Here is an 18263-nt window from a genome sequence, read left to right as displayed (position 1 = left end):
AATGATCAAAAGAAATGGAGTGATTGTTGAAAATAATAAAATGGCAATGCTAATTGCATTGGAAACGTTAATTAATAGGTAAAGTATTGTATTTTTGCAAATTGGATACATACTTGGCAGATATTACACTAAAACTTGGTGAGTGGAAAATAATGAGGATAAAACCCTGGCTACCTATAAGATCTGGATACCCCTGCTTATTTCATTAGCATGTCTCATCGGATTATTTGCAGGCTACAGGATGGCAGGAAAAGATGTGGTGGGCAGTCTAATCGTCAAAACAGACAGCGACGCCGGATTTAATTCAGGCAGGGTAGAGGAGCTGGTCAGATTCATAGAATCTCGCTATGTAGACGATTTGAATAGCGAGGAGTTAATAGAGGATGCCTTTAAAAATGTATTGGATCACCTGGACCCGCACTCCATTTACCTCAGGCCAGAGGAAATGAAACAGCTCAATGATCAGATGGGCGGAAGCTTTGAAGGTATAGGTATTGAATCCATCTTTCTGAATGATACCTTGTATGTGAACCACATCATTGAAAACGGTCCCGCATTTATGGCAGGATTGCAACGAGGCGATCAAATACTTTCCGTCAATGATACACTCATCGCTGGCAGATCGCTTTCATATGACCAGATTCGCAACACGTTAAAAGGAGATAAAGATCTAAAGCTTAATCTTCAGGTTCGTGACTTTGAGACAAAAGATGTCCGAAACCTGGATTTAAACATCGGAAATGTTGATGTAAAATCCGTTCAAGGCTTTATTTATGAAAATGACTATGCAGTTGTGAGGATCGATCGCTTCAGTTCTGACTCGTACAAAGAGTTTATGGATTGTCTTAACAGGCTGAATGAACAGGGTGGTTTTAAACACCTGGTTTTGGACTTAAGGGGAAATCCCGGTGGTTTCTTGCCTGAAGCCACCAAGATGCTGAATCAGATATTTAAAGAGAAAGGCCGACTGATGGTTTATACCCAAGGTCGAAATGAAAGGGTTTCAGAATATAAATCCACCGGCAAGAATTTTTACGATATTGACAAAGTGGCCATACTCGTAGATGAAGGATCAGCTTCGGGAAGTGAAATCATAGCAGGAGCCATACAAGATTGGGACCGAGGATTAATAGTAGGTAGAAGAACATTTGGTAAAGGTCTGGTACAAGAGCAGTACAATTTGAACAATGGCGGTGCCATTCGATTAACAGTCGCGGAATATTTTACACCAAGTGGCAGGTTAATTCAAAAATCCTTTGAAGATCGAAAGACCTATCGAGACGATATTGCCAGCAGAATACAGTCGGGTGAGTTGACTGGAAGCACTGATGTTCCTATTATGGATACCACTGTTTTTGTAACTAAGGTGGAAAAGCGTCCGGTTTATGCTGCTGGAGGTATTACACCAGATATCTACATACCGATTGATAGCCTCGAATTGTCAAGTGAGTTAGCAAAGGCAGTGATGGAGGTGGAGGCTTTCATATTCAAGAAATTCCTGAAAAAGGAGCTAGAAGTTCCTGAAAATGCTGATGAGTTTGTAGGTCAATGGAGCGCATCTACTGAACTGCTGAATGAATTTAGAGCGACTTTGGAAGTTTCAGGCAATCAATATGATTGGATAGACCAATATCTCGAAGTGATTTTGAAAGAGGAAGTGGCCAAACTCTACTTTGACAAAAATACAGCTTTAAGAGTAAGGTTTGAGGATGATGTGTTCCTTACACAAAGTGTCTTAGCCCTATCCAAAAAGAACATTTTTGCTGAATTAAAGTAGTAAAAGCTTAAGACCTTATTTTAAAACCTTAATCATTCCTTCTTTATCAAATGCTATTCTCAACAACGGATTGGCTTCGTACTCGATGTTGTTGTCCTGACTTGCAATGAAGTTGATGCGCGAGTGATCTTGAATTTTAATGTTTTGAAGTGGCTGATGTGTTTTGTGATCATCCTTTAGAAAAGATACAAAATAGAGAGGAAATCCTAATTCACTAAGTAGAATTCGACTGACCTGGTCTTTTACAATTCTCATGTAATGGACTTCGTCTTTGAAGAGTTTTTGTCGACATCTTACGCGAATTGGTCTTTCGTGGTAATACAATAAGGTTTCAATTCTCGGATGAAGATCACAAACATACTTTTTCAACATTGGAATGTCTCCTACGATGACTTCCTTTACACACTGCTTTTGATTATTGATTCCTTCATTGATTCTTCTTACGGCATCGACATCTCTTGCATCGCATGATAAGCCCCAAACGCCATCAGAAGGTATGACGATTGTATCACCGTTTTCTAATATAGTAGAAATTAAAGTTAGGTTGTCTTCAATCTGCATGTAATCTCGGTATATTGATTTTTCGCAAATGTTAAGCAGTAAAAGTTTTTCACGGCGTGATCGATTCGTTGGAATTTAAATCACTTCATGATTAGATTATTTGAACGTCGACATACGTTCATAAATTATAAGCTTTGTTTTATAAGCAGCGAATTATGTTATTTTTGGATATAATATGGAGAAACCTAGACCAATGAGGAGTATTTTAAGCTTAGTCACTTTTACACTATTTATGCTGTTCTTTAGCAGTCCACTACACAGCAGGCATATTATAGGTGGTGATGTGACCTATCGGTGCATGGGAATTGATACTGTAAATGGGATTGCAATCGGTACCTATCGAATTGAGTTTACCATGTACAGAGATTGTGGACCCACTGGTGGAGCAGGCTTTGATAATGCAGCTCCTATCGCGATTTATAGGCAAACTGGTAGTGGGGGTTTTAGTCACATCGCTACAGAGGACGTTCCAGTAAGTGGTATCCGGGTCCTGGAATTAGAGGAAAGTCCATGCCAGGAGATTCCGGCAGGAATCTGTGTTCAGGAAGGTCATTACATTCGTGACATCAGATTGCCTGTATCAGACCGAAGCTATTATATCAATTATCAGCGCTGCTGTAGGAATGTAACTATTACTAATATCGTAGCTCCTGAAGACACTGGGGCATCTTTTGGAATTGAAATAACAGCTGCAGCACAGCAGGTATGTAACAGTAGTCCCAGATTCAATGAATTTCCACCCATTCTGATTTGCAGTGACCAACCTTTGTTTGCCAATCAATCTGCCACAGACAGGGATGGTGACGTCCTGGTATATAAGTTTTGTAGTCCAAAGCAAGGAGGCGGTCCTTTCGGTTCGATGGAGAATCCTGGCAATGCTGCGGGTTGCGATGGAATTACTCCGAGCCCAGAAAACTGTCCCCCACCTTTGGATGACGTTGTTTTTCGTTTACCACAGTATTCATTTAATAATCCAGTAGCGGCTGATCCTGCCCTGACGATTAACGCGGACAACGGAGTGATTACCGGAACCCCTAATTTGATCGGTCAGTTCGTCGTAGGTGTCTGCATTGAAGAATACAGAAATGGAGTTTTGCTGAGTAAGGTTAGTCGAGATTTTCAGTTTAATGTGACAGAATGTCAAAACTTTGTTTCAGCAGGGGTAAGACATGATGCTCAAATCGGACCTAATGAGTATGAAGTGATTTCTTGTGGTGACTTTACCATTGACTTTGTGAATGAATCTCAAGACCCTGCTTTTATTGATGGGTATTTATGGAATTTTAATATCAATGGCAATGTCGTAACCAGCAGGGAGAAAGATATAGAAGTAACATTTCCTGGCTTGGGAAATTATGATGGATTTATGGTGGTTAATCCCGATGAACCTGATGATGCCTGCAGAGACACGGCCTATTTTGAAGTCAAACTTTTTCCGGATATCGAAGCAGATTACAACTTGAGCTATGATACCTGTATTGCGGGACCTGTTAATTTTACAGATCTGTCGACTTCGGGAGCAGGAAACATTACCAATTGGGAATGGGACTTTGATGATGGGGATACTTCATTTATTAAAAACCCCGCCCACACTTACAGGGAACCCGGTGAAAAAGACGTTAAACTTACTGTCACCGACATAAATGCATGCAAAGATACCATCACCAAGAGTTTTGAGTATTTACCGGCACCGCCAGTTATCATTATTGAACCAAGTACTTTCTTTGGCTGTGCGCCAGCGAATATTTTCTTCAATAATCTTTCTACACCTATAGATAGCACCTATGATATATTCTGGGATTTTGGAAATGGTATTACATCGACTGAAATCAGTCCATTTCAGACCTTTACAGAAGTCGGGACTTATGATGTCAGTGTAGAAATCATTTCTCCCATTGGCTGTGAAATAAGCAGGTCATTTAATAACCTCATTGAAATTGATTTAAAACCCGAAGCAGAATTTGACTACGATCCAAAAGATCCGACTTCGTTGAATCCAACCATCAACTTCGAAGATATGTCTACGAACGCTGTCAGGTGGCAGTGGCAGTTTGGAGACCAGGGTGCTTCCTTTGAGCGAAATCCTTCATTTACATTCAGAGATACTGGGATTCATGAAATTCAGTTGGTTGCCTTTCATCCTAGTGGTTGCCCGGATACATCCATTCAGATCATAGATGTTTTACCGTTTGTGAGTTATTTTATGCCTAATGCTTTTACGCCCAATGCTGACGGGAACAATGATTTGTTCTTAGGCAAAGGCATCATCACAGGCATGACCGATTTCAACATGAAAATTTTCAATCGATGGGGAGAGCAGGTCTTTGAAACAGACGATCCTCTGGAAGGATGGAATGGAAGAAAAAATAATACCGGAGGACAGTCCCAGGCAGGTGTTTATGTTTATCAACTAAGCTACCGAGACTCCAGGGGTATGTTGGTCGAAGACAAAGGATTTGCAACACTTATTAGATAATTTCATATATATAATAAAATTTTACGCTCGAATTAGTAGGAATTAAAAATAAGTGTATCTTTGCAGTCCAATTTCAAAAGCACAACGTTATGGACGCTATAAAATTTGTACAAGAACAATCTTCAGTCGCTAATGAGCACCCTGTATTTAGACCGGGAGATAACATCTCTGTGAGTTATAAAATTGTAGAAGGAGATAAGGAAAGGATTCAGATATTCAAGGGGGATGTAATTAAGATTAGTGGAGGAGAAGGAAATAAAACCTTTACGGTCAGAAAGATGTCCAGTGGAGTAGGAGTTGAAAGAATATTTCCTTTTGGCAATCCGAATATCGTGGAAATCCTTGTCAATAAAAGAGGAAAAGTCAGAAGATCTAAGCTTTACTATCTAAGAGAATTAGTAGGTAAAAAGGCAAGGATAAAAGAAAGAAAGTTTATCAAAAGCTAGAAGCTCAAAGATATTATGCCAATAACCGGCAAAGAGCTCATTTCCCGATTTGGAAGTGAGCTCTTTTTATTTGCTTTCAATCAAGTAAGCCACTTATTTATCGCAAGGTTTATGTTTATTTTTTACAATTGGTTTCATACCTTTGATTCATGATAAAGAATGCATGTCTTTTATGCTTTGTAGTGATAGGGTTAGCTTATGGTTGCAAATCAGATAATAAAAGCGAACTTAATTACGAACTTGAGGGCAGGTGGAGTATCTACGAAGCTTATAGAGACGGAGATTTGACCACTACTCTTGAAGATGGTTTTTTTGAATTTCAAGACAGTCAACTTGTTACTAATATTCTCGGAAGTCCCATTTCCGGTGTATATAAATTAGAGCAAAACGCTTTCAATCACAATAGTGCATTGCCGGCCACCTATCAAATAAAGTCATACAATCAGGACAGCATGGAATTAGAAACCGAAATTCGAGGTTTCGATTTTTTGTTTAAGTTGCACAAAGCGTTGGATACTATTCCATCTGACATTTGATGGAATGAAGTACTCATGTCTGTCTATTTTTCTACTTTTTTCTACATTTCTGTTCAGTCAGAGTAATGGTGTGATTAGAGGCAATGTGCTGGATGGTCAATCAGGTTTGCCCATCATATCGGCCAATGTCATTTTGAATGATTCTGGATTAGGCACAACCACCAATATCGATGGCTTTTTTAGCTTTAGTCAGGTCGAGCCAGGCGCAAAGACTTTGACCATTACTTATCTGGGCTACGACACCCTGAAATTTGATTTTGACCTAAGAGCCGGCGAAATATTGTTTAAGAATTTTACCTTACAGGAAAGCTCCATCCAACTAAGCACCGTCAACATTTCGGCGGAAAGGCAAACTGCACGCAGCGAAGTGCAAATCAGTAAAATAAGCCTCTCCGCTGATGAAATTTTAAAACTTCCATCCATTGGAGGAGAAGCAGACATAGCACAATATCTGCAACTGATTCCAGGGATCATTTCTACAGGTGATCAAGGTGGTCAGATTTATATCAGAGGTGGTTCGCCAATACAGAATAAAATTTTACTCGATGGATTAACCATCTATAATCCTTTTCATTCTATAGGCTTTTTCTCCGTCTTTGAAACAGACTTAATCCGAAATGTAGATGTTTTTACCGGTGGATTTAGCGCTGAATATGGTGGTCGTATTTCTGCAATAGTGGACATCACCACCAGGGATGGTAATAAAAAAAGATTAGGCGGACAGGTCGCAATCAATCCTTTTCTTTACAAGGCATACATTGAAGGTCCCATCATTAAATATAAAGATGAAGGCGGATCCACCTCCTTTGTCTTTAGTGCTAAGAAGTCCATCATTGATCAAACATCTGAACTTTTATACGACCAAGCCAGATTCAATGACTCTATCAGTTTGCCTTTTAACTTTACCGATCTTTATGGTAAAGTCAGTTTTGCAAATCAAAACGGAAGTCAATTGAATCTCTTTGGCTTCAATTTTATAGATCAGTATAATAACCCGTTGATTGTAGACTTAAATTGGCAGAATAGCGGAGGAGGTGCTGATTTCAAACTCATTCCAGGTAATTCTAATTTCATTCTGAATGGAATGATGGGCTATACGGATTACATGATCAATTTGAATGAAGCAGATGGTACCCCCAGAACTTCCAGAATTCGAGGTTTTAATGCCATTATAGACTTTAATTTGTATGCCAATCAAAGTGAATTGAACTATGGCCTGGAGTTCAATAGCTTTAATACCAGTTTTGCCTTTCGCAACCCTTTTAATGTCATTCTTGGCCAGGAACAGAATACTACTGAGGTTGCGGCCTTTGCAGAATACCGATATGTATTGTCAAGGCTGATATTAGAAGGTTCATTCAGGTTACAATATTACGCCTCATTAAGTCAATTTTCTCCGGAACCACGCTTGGCATTGAAATACAATGTCAATGATATACTTAGATTTAAATTAGCCGCAGGCATGTATTCTCAAAACTTACTGGCCTCCTCTAATGAGAGAGATGTGGTCAATTTGTTTACCGGATTTCTAAGTGGACCGGAGGGGCAAATCTTCAAGTTGGATACAAGAGAAGTTGCCGGAAACAATATTCAAACAGCGAACCACCTTATAGCAGGTGTTGAATGGGATGTCACCAGAAATCTGGGTTTGAATTTTGAGATGTACTACAAGGATTTTAATCAGTTGATCATAGTGAATCGAAATAAAATCCAAGCTTCAGATCCCAATTTTAGTACTGAAGAAGGTGAGGCATATGGTCTCGATATCGGTTTTGATTACAAGATGGCCCAGTTTTCATTGATTGCTAATTATGCGCTTGGCTTTGTCACAAGATTTGATGGACAGCAGATCTATCCACCTGTTTTTGATCGGAGACACAATGTCAATGTTCTGGGCAACTATAATTTTGGAACACTTAATAAATGGTCGGCCAGTTTAAGATGGAATATGGGGTCGGGATTTCCGTTTACACGGACACAAGGCTTTTATAACTTCAATCCATTCGCCGATGGCCTTGGAACCAACTATGTGCAGGAAAATCCTGATCAAATCGGCATCATTTACGAAGCTCAGCGCAACTTAGGCAGGCTGCCATACTACCACCGTTTGGACTTCAGTTTGTCCAGAACCATCCACTTTTCTGACCATGTAAATCTGGTTATTGATGGAAGCATCACGAATATTTACAACAGAAAAAACATATTTTATTTTGATCGAGTGACCTATAACAGAGTGGATCAATTACCCGTTTTACCCAGTTTAGGATTAAAATTTAATTTTTAATGGAGGTAATTGTCAAAACAAATAACGAATGGTTACTTTATTTCGATAAATAATGCTACTTTTGCGCCCGATAAAATCCCACCGTCCGCTTGACCGGATAAAATGGGTATGGTTAAACCAAATAAATTTTAGCAAAAATGCCAGTAAAAATTAGATTGGCCAGAAGGGGCCGTAGAAAAAGACCTTATTATCACATCGTAGTGGCTGATTCAAGAGCCCCCAGAGATGGAAAATTCATAGAGAACATCGGATCATACAATCCAATGACAAGTCCGGCAACAATCGAACTAGATCACGACAAAGCTTTAGATTGGTTGATGAAAGGTGCGCAGCCTACTGATACTGCAAGAGCTATTTTAAGATTTCGTGGAGTGCTTTACAAGAAACACTTATTAAGAGGTGTTTCTAAAGGAGCCCTAACAGAAGAAAAAGCAGAGCAAATGTTCCAGGATTGGATCGCTGCCAAGGACGAGAAGATTGCGGCCAGACGAGAAAAAACTGAACAAGAGAAGCAAGATAGATGGAAGGCCATCAGTGGAAAGCCTGGTGCGATGCCTGAAGTTGCAAGTGCAGATGCTGATGCAGCGCAAGCATTCACGGCTCAAGAAGAAGTAGCTGAAACCCCTGCAGAAGAGGAGAAAGCTGAAGCTCCAGTTGAAGCAAAGACAGAAGCTCCCGTAGCAGAGGCTAAAGCAGAAACGTCTGCTGCAAGCGCTGAAGCGCCAGCTGAGGAAGTAACACCGAGTCCTGAAGCTTCGGCACCGCAGGAGGATGCAGACACTAATCCTACAGATGATTTGGCTAAAGTACCAGCGGGTGACGGTCCGGTGATGGATGAAGTAAAAGATAAAGCAGAAGCTGCCGCCGCTGAGGCTGAAGAGGAATAAGTGATTACAAATTAGTGGAATATATCTTATATTTCATTATATTTACGACATATCGGAATATCAAACCTAGTAAGGCTTAATTGTTTTACTAGGTTTTGATTTATTAAATACAAACATTTAAACCATTTCATATGGAAAAGCTAGAAGATAAATATGTGGAGCAACTAGACCAGATTGCTGATGCCATTCAGGAATCAGAAGAACTTGCGATATATATTGAAGAAGAAGAGGAGGAGCAATACAATGCTTTAAGAGAAAAATACGAACCCTACATTCAAACCATCTATGAAGATGTAGCCGAGGAGGATCCTTTACAATTAGTGGCATTGGAAAAGAAATTACTGGAAGAGAAGTTTGAAGGATTATATTTATCAAGAATCCTTGGATATGCAGTTCTGAGAGGAGAAACAAACGATAACTTTAGATATTTACGACCACAGAACCACTTTAAAGATATTCTGCTTGCCATTTGTAATTCCAATAATTTTGATGTTTTAAAAAACAGGGTGGGGCAGGCCATTCAGCTGGGATTTGCGCTTAGTTCTGATATATGGATCACCAATATCATGAATACCATCAAAAATAAAAGAGTCATCTATTTTCTGGAAGCTCAGAAATTAGAAAAATACAGAGACGTTCGTACTAGAAGGACTGCTAATGTAAAATTTGCCAAACAATTTGAAAGTCTAAATTACTACACGGCAGCATTTCCTAAGAATGTCAGTCAACTGAAAACGCTGACTCCATCTCTTACCAGCTTTTTGTTTTACAGAGCTGAGCATAAGATGGATAATTCGAGTTTGATGCCGAAGATCAAGGAGCTTTTGAAAAATGAGAAGTTTTACAAAGAAAAGGAATTTGTTGAATTGCTGCTCTTGATTGGTCTTTACTATGATCTGCCGGATGATGTTCAAAAGACATTTACGGATGCACTCAATAAAGTTAGAGAAACTCAGGATAATTTTGATGAAACCTTTTTCTTGCTTTTGGAAGAGATGCAGGAGAGCAAGCACGTCATTAGTGCTGAACATCAAAAAAGATTCTCTAACCTCGTGGACAAATCGAAGAAAGATGAGTTAAGTAAATACTTTAAAACATTAGATGTCATCAATGCTAAGGGTTACATCGATGAAACAGCCATCGATGCCGCCAGAGAGTATTACTATCAACATGAGGGTCTGTCGATTCAGAACAGATGTCTGAGAAATGCCATTTTTGCCAATTTCCGACGTGTGTTTAACAATCTTATTCCGTCTGAGTACACTGAATATTTTGAGTTAAATAAGACCATTGTCAACTATATCAATATTTTCTCAAATCAGAAGTTTAACCAGGATGTTAAGGAATTGAGTCTTAAGTACATCCGAAAGTTGCTAAAGTTCTACACCGATAAGAGAGGCAGAGATTATCAGGATATTAAAAAGTTTGTGACTGCGACCTTCCTTGACCTTGGATTCATGAATGAAAAAGAGCTTAAGGAATTGTTTAAGACTAAAAGGAAGAAAAAAGCTCCTGCAAAGTAGAAGAGCCAAAGTTTCATCTTGTTCTTTAAGATCGTTTGATATGACAGAATCGCTCAGACTGGCGAATCGCTTCAAAGAGGTACTACTAGATGGCCAATTTATTGCCAATACCAATATACAGGAACAGTTAGAAGACGTAGATTATAAAATGGCAACTGCACAAGTCTCTGACTTGAATACATTGGCAAAACTGACTTTTCATCTTAACTATTACATCGATGGGGTAATGAATGTATTCAAAGGCGGTGACCTGACCATTCGAGATAAATTCAGTTTCGATATGGAAGAAATCGATTCTGAGCAGAAATGGCAAAGGTTAAGATCGACGCTCCTAGAAAATGCGAAAGCTTTTGCGAAGCATGTAGAGGAATTGTCCGATGAGCAGTTGACTGCACCTTTCGTAGATGTCAAATACGGGGATTATAAGCGAAATATTAATGCAATGATAGAGCATTGTTACTACCACTTTGGTCAAATGGTTATTCTAAAAAAACTATTGAAGGCTCGCGTTCAAAGTTCGTGAAAAATAAGCAATGTTTACCTGGTGATGATGCCCAGCTCAGCAATCGAAGCGGGACGATCATCCGCTGTCTGATTGGCCACGAATTTGATGTATGCCGCGCGAGTCTCTTCAAATGGGATCCTTTGTTCAATTGGATTATTGTTGATATTGCTGAATTCTCCCCTTGCAACTAGCTTCCATTTTTCTCCATCCATGCTCGTGTAAAAACTATATTTCTCTACAAATCCTGTTGGATAACGCTGTTGAGTGGGCAAGTAAGTGAATCCTTTAAGCTTTAAGGCTTCGTTCAATTTTAGGATCAATTCATCTCCAGCCCACCAGGTATTCTCATCTAAGTCAATGGCTTTAAAGGACTCATTTCCAGCATTTACTATACTCCATTTTCCGGGCGCGATATCCATTTCTACGCTGGCGGTCTCACTTACTTCACCATTAAATGAGGATATGGCTTTGATCAGGCCACCACGAGGAAGATCTATATCCTTATCGAAAATCTGATCATCAGTAGTTGGCTCTGATCCGTTGGTGGTGTAATAAACCACTGCTCTTTCATCCGGAACACTGATATGAACTTGCCCATTGACAGTCCTTTGGATTTTCGGAGGACTCATCATTGGTGGTGCATGAAAGATGGCAAAATTGCTGATGGTGGGCGCAGCTCTGGAGTCTTCAATGTTTAAGCGTATACCCTCACCTGTTACATCCGGAATTCTTAGAATCCTCTTGTAGCCGATGGTAGTTCCTTTTGCCACGGGATTCCAATCACCGTTCTGTAATACTTCAATATTGAAGGCCCTCACTCTTTGACCTAATCTGATATGCTCCTGAATGACGATCCTGTTAAAAGTTTTGCTTTCCTGGAAAGTGTAGGTCAGGGTTGCTGTAACCATTTGGTCCTTTGCTGCCCAATACGTTTCGGGGTCATCATCCATGGTCTTTTCAGTGTTGAAACGCTTTCCACGGCTCTCTGAGCTACTAGCTTTGGCATCTTTGATCAAGTTCTCTTTAAAATCTTTAGCGATCTGTTCGGAGAGTTTAATGACTTGTTCGCGATCTCTTTCGTGAATCAAACCTCGCTTGTCCACAGGAAAATTGAGTAAAAGTGTGGCATTTCTACCTATTGATTTGTAATAGATGTCAGTCAGTGCTTCCAGACTTTTGACTTTGTGATCCTCATAGGGATGATAATACCAACCAGGCCGTATAGATACATCCGCTTCACCAGGTACCCAATGGGTTCCATGTTCCTGTCCCATCGAATATTTTTCGCTGTATTCCGGCATTCCTCCGTACACACTATCCATCAGCAAAGGTGACCAGGTTGTTTTGTAGGCATATCCATTTTCATTCCCAATCCATCTACAACCTGGACCAGCGTCACTGAATATAATAGCATGGGGTTGAAGTTCATAGATAAGGTCGTAGGTGTTTTCCCAATCGTAGTAGGTCAATTTGTCAACTTTTCTGGTTTCATTGGCACCGCCATAGTAGCCATCCCCGCCATTGGCACCGTCAAACCATACCTCAAAAATGTCGCCGTATTGGGTCAATAATTCTGTTAATTGCTTTCTGAAATAGGTAATGTATTCAGGTTTTCCGTAGTCTTTGTGATTCCGATCCCAGGGCGAAAGATAAACGCCGAATTTTAGACCGTGTTTCGCACAAGATTCTGAAAGTTCCTTGATGACATCACCATTTCCGTTTTTCCAGGGTGAATTTTTAACAGAATGCTCCGTGTATTCAGATGGCCAGAGACAGAATCCATCATGATGTTTAGCGGTGATAATGACACCTTTCATTCCCGCCTCTTTCATAGTGGAAACCCATTGATCACAATTCAGGTTTGTAGGATTAAATAATGAAGGATCTTCATTCCCATAACCCCATTCCATATTCGTGAAGGTGTTCATATTAAAATGTACAAAGCCATTGAACTCCATTCGCTGATAATCAACCTGAGCTTCTGTAGGAACAGGTGAGACAGGAGCAGGTGGCTCACCGGAAGATTGACATGAATAGACCACCATTAAAAGAGCAAATATCCAACTAGTAGAACCAAAGATTGAGTGCTTCATTAACTTTGCATATTGATTTTGACTTGTTCTAGCACTCTAAATGCGATCGGGCACATCAGGGTGTTTTTCAGAGTCAAATTACGAATTTGATAAAAGTTTTTGCGGTCTGTATGAGGAAACTCCCGGCAAGCTTTCGGTCTTTCATCATAAACCAGACATTTGTTATCCGCCTGTAAAAATGGGCAAGGCGTACTCTGAAGAACATAATCTCCATCTTCATCCAGCCTGAGATAGGTCGTAATAAAGACGGCTGAACTCATGCTGAAAACCTTGGCCAGCCGATCTATATCCGCTTTGGTAAACAGTGGACCGGTCGTCTTGCAGCAATTGGCACAGGTCAGGCAGTCAAAATCATTGCTGACTTTTGTGTGTGCGTCATGAGCATAGTGATCTAAAGTTTTTCTTTCCTTATTGCTTAGCTTACTAAAAAAACGTTTGTTTTCCTTTAATTTCTGATGGGCCAGCTCTAAATCCTTCATAGGCCTAAAAGTAGGTATTTTAGAGAACTTCTTATTTTCTATGTAGCTTCATTTGCTTGATTTTGTCAAGGAAATTTTGAAGTTCGTGACGCACCTTGGGAAATAGGAAAAGCAAGCCGATCATATTGGGAAATACAAGGGCCAGTATCATCGCATCTGAAAATTTGATCACTGCATCCAGAGTCACCGCTGATCCTAACACTGTAAACAAGAGAAATATGATTTTAAAGGTGAGATCTGCTTTTTTACCCCGGCCGAATAAATATTTCCAAGCCTGTAAACCGTAATAGGACCAGGACAACATCGTTGAAAATGCAAAAAGCACCACTGCGATGGCAAGGACATACGAAAATCCCGGGATGGCCGCGTCGAAAGCCATAGATGTAATGTTCACCCCTCCAAGTCGCTCGCCGGTTTGTGAAAGTAAAACTTGATTTTCTAAAACATCTCCATAGACAAAAGCACCATCCATGTTGAAGATGACGATAACCAACGCTGTTAAAGTACAAATTAAAACGGTGTCAATAAATGGTTCAAGTAAAGCGACCAGTCCCTCGGATGCAGGATACCTGGTATGAACCGCTGCGTGGGCTATGGCCGCTGATCCCGCGCCGGCTTCATTGGAAAAGGCCGCTCGCCGAAAACCTTGAATAATGACCCCTGCAAGCCCTCCGGAGATGGTAGCCCTTGGAGAAAAAGCCTCAGAAAATATGGCAGCAAAGGCATCGTCGACTAGCGTCCAATTGGATACAATGATAAAAAGGGCTGCCAAAACATATAGCAGCGCCATAAACGGCACCAGCTTCTCGGTCACTTTACCAATCCTCTTTATTCCCCCAACGATAACGATTCCCACTAGAATAGCAAATAGAATTCCTAATAAGGTTCCTGCTGCACTTCCGCCTATATTAAACCTTTCGATCAGTTGAGCTGCAGCCTGATTAGACTGAAAGGCGTTGCCGCCGCCAAAAGAAGCTCCTACGCACATGACGGCAAAAACCGTGGCGAGAACCTTTCCGAGAATGGCACGCTTGTCTTCAACCAATCCTCTGGATAAGTAATACATGGGACCACCAAATACCTGTCCTTGCTCATTGATATCCCGATATTTCACCCCCAGAGTACACTCTACAAATTTGGAGGACATGCCCAGTAGGCCTGCGATGATCATCCAAAACGTAGCCCCCGGCCCACCAATGGAAATGGCGACAGCCACCATGGCAATATTGCCCAGCCCGACAGTCCCCGAAACAGCTGTGGCCAGTGCCTGAAAATGATTGACCTCGCCGTGTTGAGACTCATTCCTTATGGTGTCTGGTAGGTCTTTGTCCATTTTCTCCAGGTCATCATACTTTCCTCTGACCACTTGAATGGAGGTAATGAAATGACGGATATTGACGAATCCAAAATATAGCGTGAAGAGCAGTGCTCCTCCAAGCAACAAGATCAATACAATGGGTACACCAAAGATTTCTGTAAAGACCAAGTTTTCCCAAAGGATGGCTACAGGCATAAAAGCATCGTTAATTAATTCATCTATTCCTTTTGCATTTTGAGCGAAAATAGAAGAGGGGACAAAGCCAAGGAGTATGAAGACAAAGATTTTTCTCATTGTTTAGTTTTTCCGCAAAATCCACTACAAATGGCTTGTCGGATCGATTTGTCGGAAGAAAAATAAATTTGTCGGAAAGTAATTTTGTGACAAAAGGTATTGAAGTATCTTCGTTATCATGAAATTCGAAGACTATCGACTGAATCCGAAGGTAAAAAAGGCACTGGCTGAATTTGGGTATAAAAGACCAACTGACATTCAGTACAAATCCATTCCCAATATCCTTAAGGGGGAAGACTTGCTGGCGGTAGCTCAAACAGGTACAGGGAAGACTGCAGCATTCGCCATTCCCATCATCGATATGCTTTATGAACAGAAAAAATCTGAAAGAAGAAAAAGTGATGTGAATTGCATTGTGCTTGCACCTACGCATGAACTGGCAGTTCAAATACATACGGTCTTTGAGCGGTTGGCCAAATACACAACACTTAAATCCATGGCCGTCATCGGTGGAGTGGAGCAAGACCCCCAAATCATGAAACTGTATAAAGGGGTAGATATTATCGTAGCAACACCAGGCAGGGTTTTCGATTTGATTTCGCAGAAAGCATTGTTAACGCACCATGTAGAAATTCTGGTGCTTGATGAGGCAGATCACATGTTGGATTTGGGGTTCATCAAAGACATAGAGGATTTGATTAGAAAACTGCCAAAGAGAAGGCAAACGCTCTTTTTCTCAGCAACCATCAATGATAAGATTAAGAAAATCGCCTATTCCATTGTTAGGCAGAATGCGATTAGAATACAATTGTCCCCTAAGGATCCTGTGGCTAAGAAGGTAGAACACTCTGTCATGTTCGTAGAGATGGATCATAAACGCTTCTTTCTTGAAAGAGTGGTTCGTGAGAATCCAGACGCTAAAATTCTTGCGTTTGTCAGAACCAGAGTAAGGGCAGAAAGGGTTAAAAAAGCCATGGAGCGTGCAGATATTGAAGCCCTTTCGATTCATGGGGAAAAGGACCAGACCGATCGATCTAAGGTCCTTAAAGCGTTTAAAGAGGGAGAATGCAAACTTATGATTGCGACCGACGTTGCCGCCAGAGGGATCGACATTCCAAATGTCGAAATTGTGGTCAATTATGATTTGCCGGAAGAACCTGAAAACTATGTTCATAGGGTGGGGAGGACAGGAAGAGCCAGGAATAAAGGCCAGGCTTATTCTTTTTGTTCTGAAGAAGAAAAACCTTTGTTAGAGGAAATACAGCAATACATTCATAAGCCGGTCAAGGTTCTAAATGTAAAAGAGGACGACTATGTAGACACTTTACATGTTGATCTGGAGCGCAAGAATGACTACCAAACTTTGATGGATGAGATTCGGGAATTTGAGAAAAGTAAGAAGAGTAGAAAGAAACGGAAAAAGTAGTTTTAGGCCATGTTCCAACTTACATTCTCTTTAGGAAGTCTGAGCCTAATCATCCTCGAACCTCTGCCTTTCGTTTCGTAAAATTGATTTTTGAAAGGTATTTCATGCTTTTCTTTGGTCCAGTTATCTTTGCCATAGATTCCATCCAGGATAGCATGCGTAAGTCGCTTAATCTCATTGTGGTCCTTAATGGCATATTCCTTCTTAGAAATTCGTGCACCTTTAGGCTTAATCTCTAGCCAGGTGTCATTGTTTTCTTTTGCTCTAAGAAATGCTTGCAGAAGTTCCGACTGTGCATGGGAAATGGAAAAAGCCAGTTTGTCCTTTCCCGCTATTCCCTTAATCATCACTTCAGTCCCGGAAAGTGAAATGAAAAAATAATGGCTGGAAGGTAGAATGTTTTCAGAAAGATCCTTAACCCAACTCATCGCGAGTGCGAAGAAAATCATTATCAACGCACTCTTAAAAATAGCAGAAAATAGGCGCATATCTATCTCATTACCAGATATTTTATAAACCTGAGCTATAAAAGTAATCAAGATACAGGCAAGAGACAGCCAGGCCAATAGTTTTAGTCTTCTTTTAGCAAAGGATTCCCAAAGCACAATGCCCAGAAAGGCTAATGTCAGGATAGAATAGTAGACATCTAATTCACTGATGATTTCCAGATTGCCAGAAAAAAAGATCTTGCTCAGCGTGGGTAGAAGTGAAAACACAAAGGGTAATCCCACGATGTAAGGCCAATATTTTGATTTAATGATGGGCTCAATGCGCTCCGGAATATGTTTGAACCACGGAAGAGATAAAAGTATAAAGAAACTGTTTCCGAGCGATAAAAGGCTACCGTAGCCACTCATCCTAAAAGTTAATTGTTGGGCTTCAGAACTTTCAAAATTTGATAATTCGGACAACTGCATTGCAAAATAGACCTCCATAAATCCTGTAATAGACCAACAAAGTACAGAAAGGGCGAGCCAAATTTGGGCATAGTCATTTTTCCTTCTTCCCAAATGCCACCAGATGGCTGCCAAGGCCAAAAAGGCAAAGAGACAAGTGATGGCTTGCCACCAACCATAAAAATGTAAAGTTGCATATTCTACTTCAGACACCTATTGCTCATTGCTTAAAGGTGGGCTTTAAAGTTGTCTACATGGATGTCACTCACTGCTCTGATTAAGTTGGGTTTATAGTTACCTTCTTTGTCCATAAGAATATAGTTGGGATATCTTTTTACGTCAAACTTTTCTCTGTATGCCATCGTGAGGTTATTATCCAGGTAAATGTGATCCCCCACCAGCTGATCGCGTTCTATCACTTTTTTCCACTCATTAAAATTGGAACTCATGCCCGCACACAAATAGACCATATGCACATCATACTCCTCTTTTAAGACTGCTTTTTTCGCTGGACTGTTCTTAAAATCTGATAGACAAGGCTTGCAAAAAGTACCCCAAAGATCAAAGATGACTGCCTTGCCAGCATACTTTTTCTGGATTACTGCTAATAAATCCTCTATATTTTGATGGGTGCCCACGTACATGTCCGCTCCAAAATCATGCGAAGCGATCCTTTGACCCAGGCTGTCCTGCGAAGTGACTATAGTCTCTGAATCACCATTGTTTCGACTTATTCCCAGCCCGGCAAGTAAGCCCACGACTATTATTGCAGAAAAAACTTTGAACATCATGAATCTTTTATTGATTTAATAGTAAATATAC

At 40.4% G+C, this 18263-nt stretch carries 15 protein-coding genes; 9 read left to right on the top strand and 6 right to left on the bottom strand.

The genetic code is table 11. The annotated features are described in order from the left end of the window. Positions 1 to 142 precede the first annotated feature (142 nt). The gene (locus L2567_RS00665; protein ID WP_235295754.1) at positions 143 to 1777 is read left to right on the top strand and encodes a S41 family peptidase; all 1635 of its coding nucleotides are present in this window, start codon (positions 143 to 145) and stop codon (positions 1775 to 1777) included. A gap of 15 nt (positions 1778 to 1792) precedes the next feature. Here L2567_RS00665 and L2567_RS00660 read toward each other — a convergent pair whose 3' ends face one another. Then, entirely contained in the window at positions 1793 to 2338 is a 546-nt protein-coding gene (locus L2567_RS00660) for a Sua5/YciO/YrdC/YwlC family protein (RefSeq protein ID WP_235295753.1), read from the bottom strand. Between the two features lie 193 nt (positions 2339 to 2531). Here L2567_RS00660 and L2567_RS00655 point away from each other — a divergent pair, with 193 nt between their 5' ends. The 7 genes from L2567_RS00655 to L2567_RS00625 all read left to right on the top strand — a co-directional run bounded on the left by L2567_RS00655 (position 2532) and on the right by L2567_RS00625 (position 11013). Continuing rightward, positions 2532 to 4814, top strand: coding sequence for a PKD domain-containing protein (locus tag L2567_RS00655; RefSeq protein WP_235295752.1), 2283 nt, complete (start codon positions 2532 to 2534; stop codon positions 4812 to 4814). Positions 4815 to 4903: 89 nt separating this feature from the next. Then, complete coding sequence (rplS, locus tag L2567_RS00650) at positions 4904 to 5260, top strand: 50S ribosomal protein L19 (protein ID WP_235295751.1); 357 nt, start codon at positions 4904 to 4906, stop codon at positions 5258 to 5260. Between the two features lie 149 nt (positions 5261 to 5409). Continuing rightward, entirely contained in the window at positions 5410 to 5796 is a 387-nt protein-coding gene (locus tag L2567_RS00645; RefSeq protein ID WP_235295750.1) for a hypothetical protein, read from the top strand. Between the two features lie 4 nt (positions 5797 to 5800). Then, positions 5801 to 8080, top strand: a complete 2280-nt coding sequence (locus L2567_RS00640) for a TonB-dependent receptor (RefSeq protein WP_235295749.1) — start codon at positions 5801 to 5803, stop codon at positions 8078 to 8080. Between the two features lie 137 nt (positions 8081 to 8217). Continuing rightward, positions 8218 to 8967, top strand: coding sequence for a 30S ribosomal protein S16 (locus L2567_RS00635; RefSeq protein WP_235295748.1), 750 nt, complete (start codon positions 8218 to 8220; stop codon positions 8965 to 8967). Positions 8968 to 9098: 131 nt separating this feature from the next. Next, the gene (locus tag L2567_RS00630; protein ID WP_235295747.1) at positions 9099 to 10490 is read left to right on the top strand and encodes a hypothetical protein; all 1392 of its coding nucleotides are present in this window, start codon (positions 9099 to 9101) and stop codon (positions 10488 to 10490) included. Positions 10491 to 10530: 40 nt separating this feature from the next. After that, a complete protein-coding gene (locus L2567_RS00625; protein ID WP_235295746.1) occupies positions 10531 to 11013 on the top strand; it encodes a DinB family protein in 483 nt (160 codons plus the stop codon). Positions 11014 to 11027: 14 nt separating this feature from the next. Here L2567_RS00625 and L2567_RS00620 read toward each other — a convergent pair whose 3' ends face one another. The 3 genes from L2567_RS00620 to L2567_RS00610 are packed head-to-tail and all read right to left on the bottom strand — an operon-like array spanning position 11028 to position 15179. Then, positions 11028 to 13088: an alpha-L-fucosidase gene (locus L2567_RS00620; protein WP_235295745.1), complete on the bottom strand. Its 2061-nt coding sequence runs from the start codon at positions 13086 to 13088 to the stop codon at positions 11028 to 11030. Continuing rightward, a complete protein-coding gene (locus L2567_RS00615; protein WP_235295744.1) occupies positions 13088 to 13567 on the bottom strand; it encodes a YkgJ family cysteine cluster protein in 480 nt (159 codons plus the stop codon). The genes L2567_RS00620 and L2567_RS00615 overlap by 1 nt, the downstream gene beginning before the upstream one ends. Before the next feature lie 31 nt (positions 13568 to 13598). Continuing rightward, on the bottom strand, positions 13599 to 15179 hold the full coding sequence (locus L2567_RS00610) for an alanine/glycine:cation symporter family protein (RefSeq protein WP_235295743.1): 1581 nt from the start codon (positions 15177 to 15179) through the stop codon (positions 13599 to 13601). A 118-nt stretch (positions 15180 to 15297) separates the two neighbouring features. Here L2567_RS00610 and L2567_RS00605 point away from each other — a divergent pair, with 118 nt between their 5' ends. Further along, positions 15298 to 16545 carry a DEAD/DEAH box helicase gene (locus L2567_RS00605; protein ID WP_235295742.1) on the top strand — a complete coding sequence of 416 codons (1248 nt, stop codon included), beginning with the start codon at positions 15298 to 15300 and terminating at the stop codon, positions 16543 to 16545. Between the two features lie 2 nt (positions 16546 to 16547). On the opposite strand, the gene L2567_RS00600 is transcribed toward L2567_RS00605, so the two are convergent. Together L2567_RS00600 and L2567_RS00595 are read right to left on the bottom strand one after the other, a co-directional pair. Further along, positions 16548 to 17654: a hypothetical protein gene (locus tag L2567_RS00600; protein ID WP_235295741.1), complete on the bottom strand. Its 1107-nt coding sequence runs from the start codon at positions 17652 to 17654 to the stop codon at positions 16548 to 16550. Positions 17655 to 17668: 14 nt separating this feature from the next. Further along, on the bottom strand, positions 17669 to 18229 hold the full coding sequence (locus L2567_RS00595; protein WP_235295740.1) for a TlpA family protein disulfide reductase: 561 nt from the start codon (positions 18227 to 18229) through the stop codon (positions 17669 to 17671). Positions 18230 to 18263: the final 34 nt, after the last annotated feature.

The sequence above is a fragment of the Portibacter marinus genome, from assembly GCF_021533195.1.
GTDB lineage: Bacteria > Bacteroidota > Bacteroidia > Chitinophagales > Saprospiraceae > Portibacter > Portibacter marinus.
The sequence above is the reverse complement of the archived record's forward strand: the minus strand, read 5'-3'. Positions and strand labels throughout refer to the sequence as shown.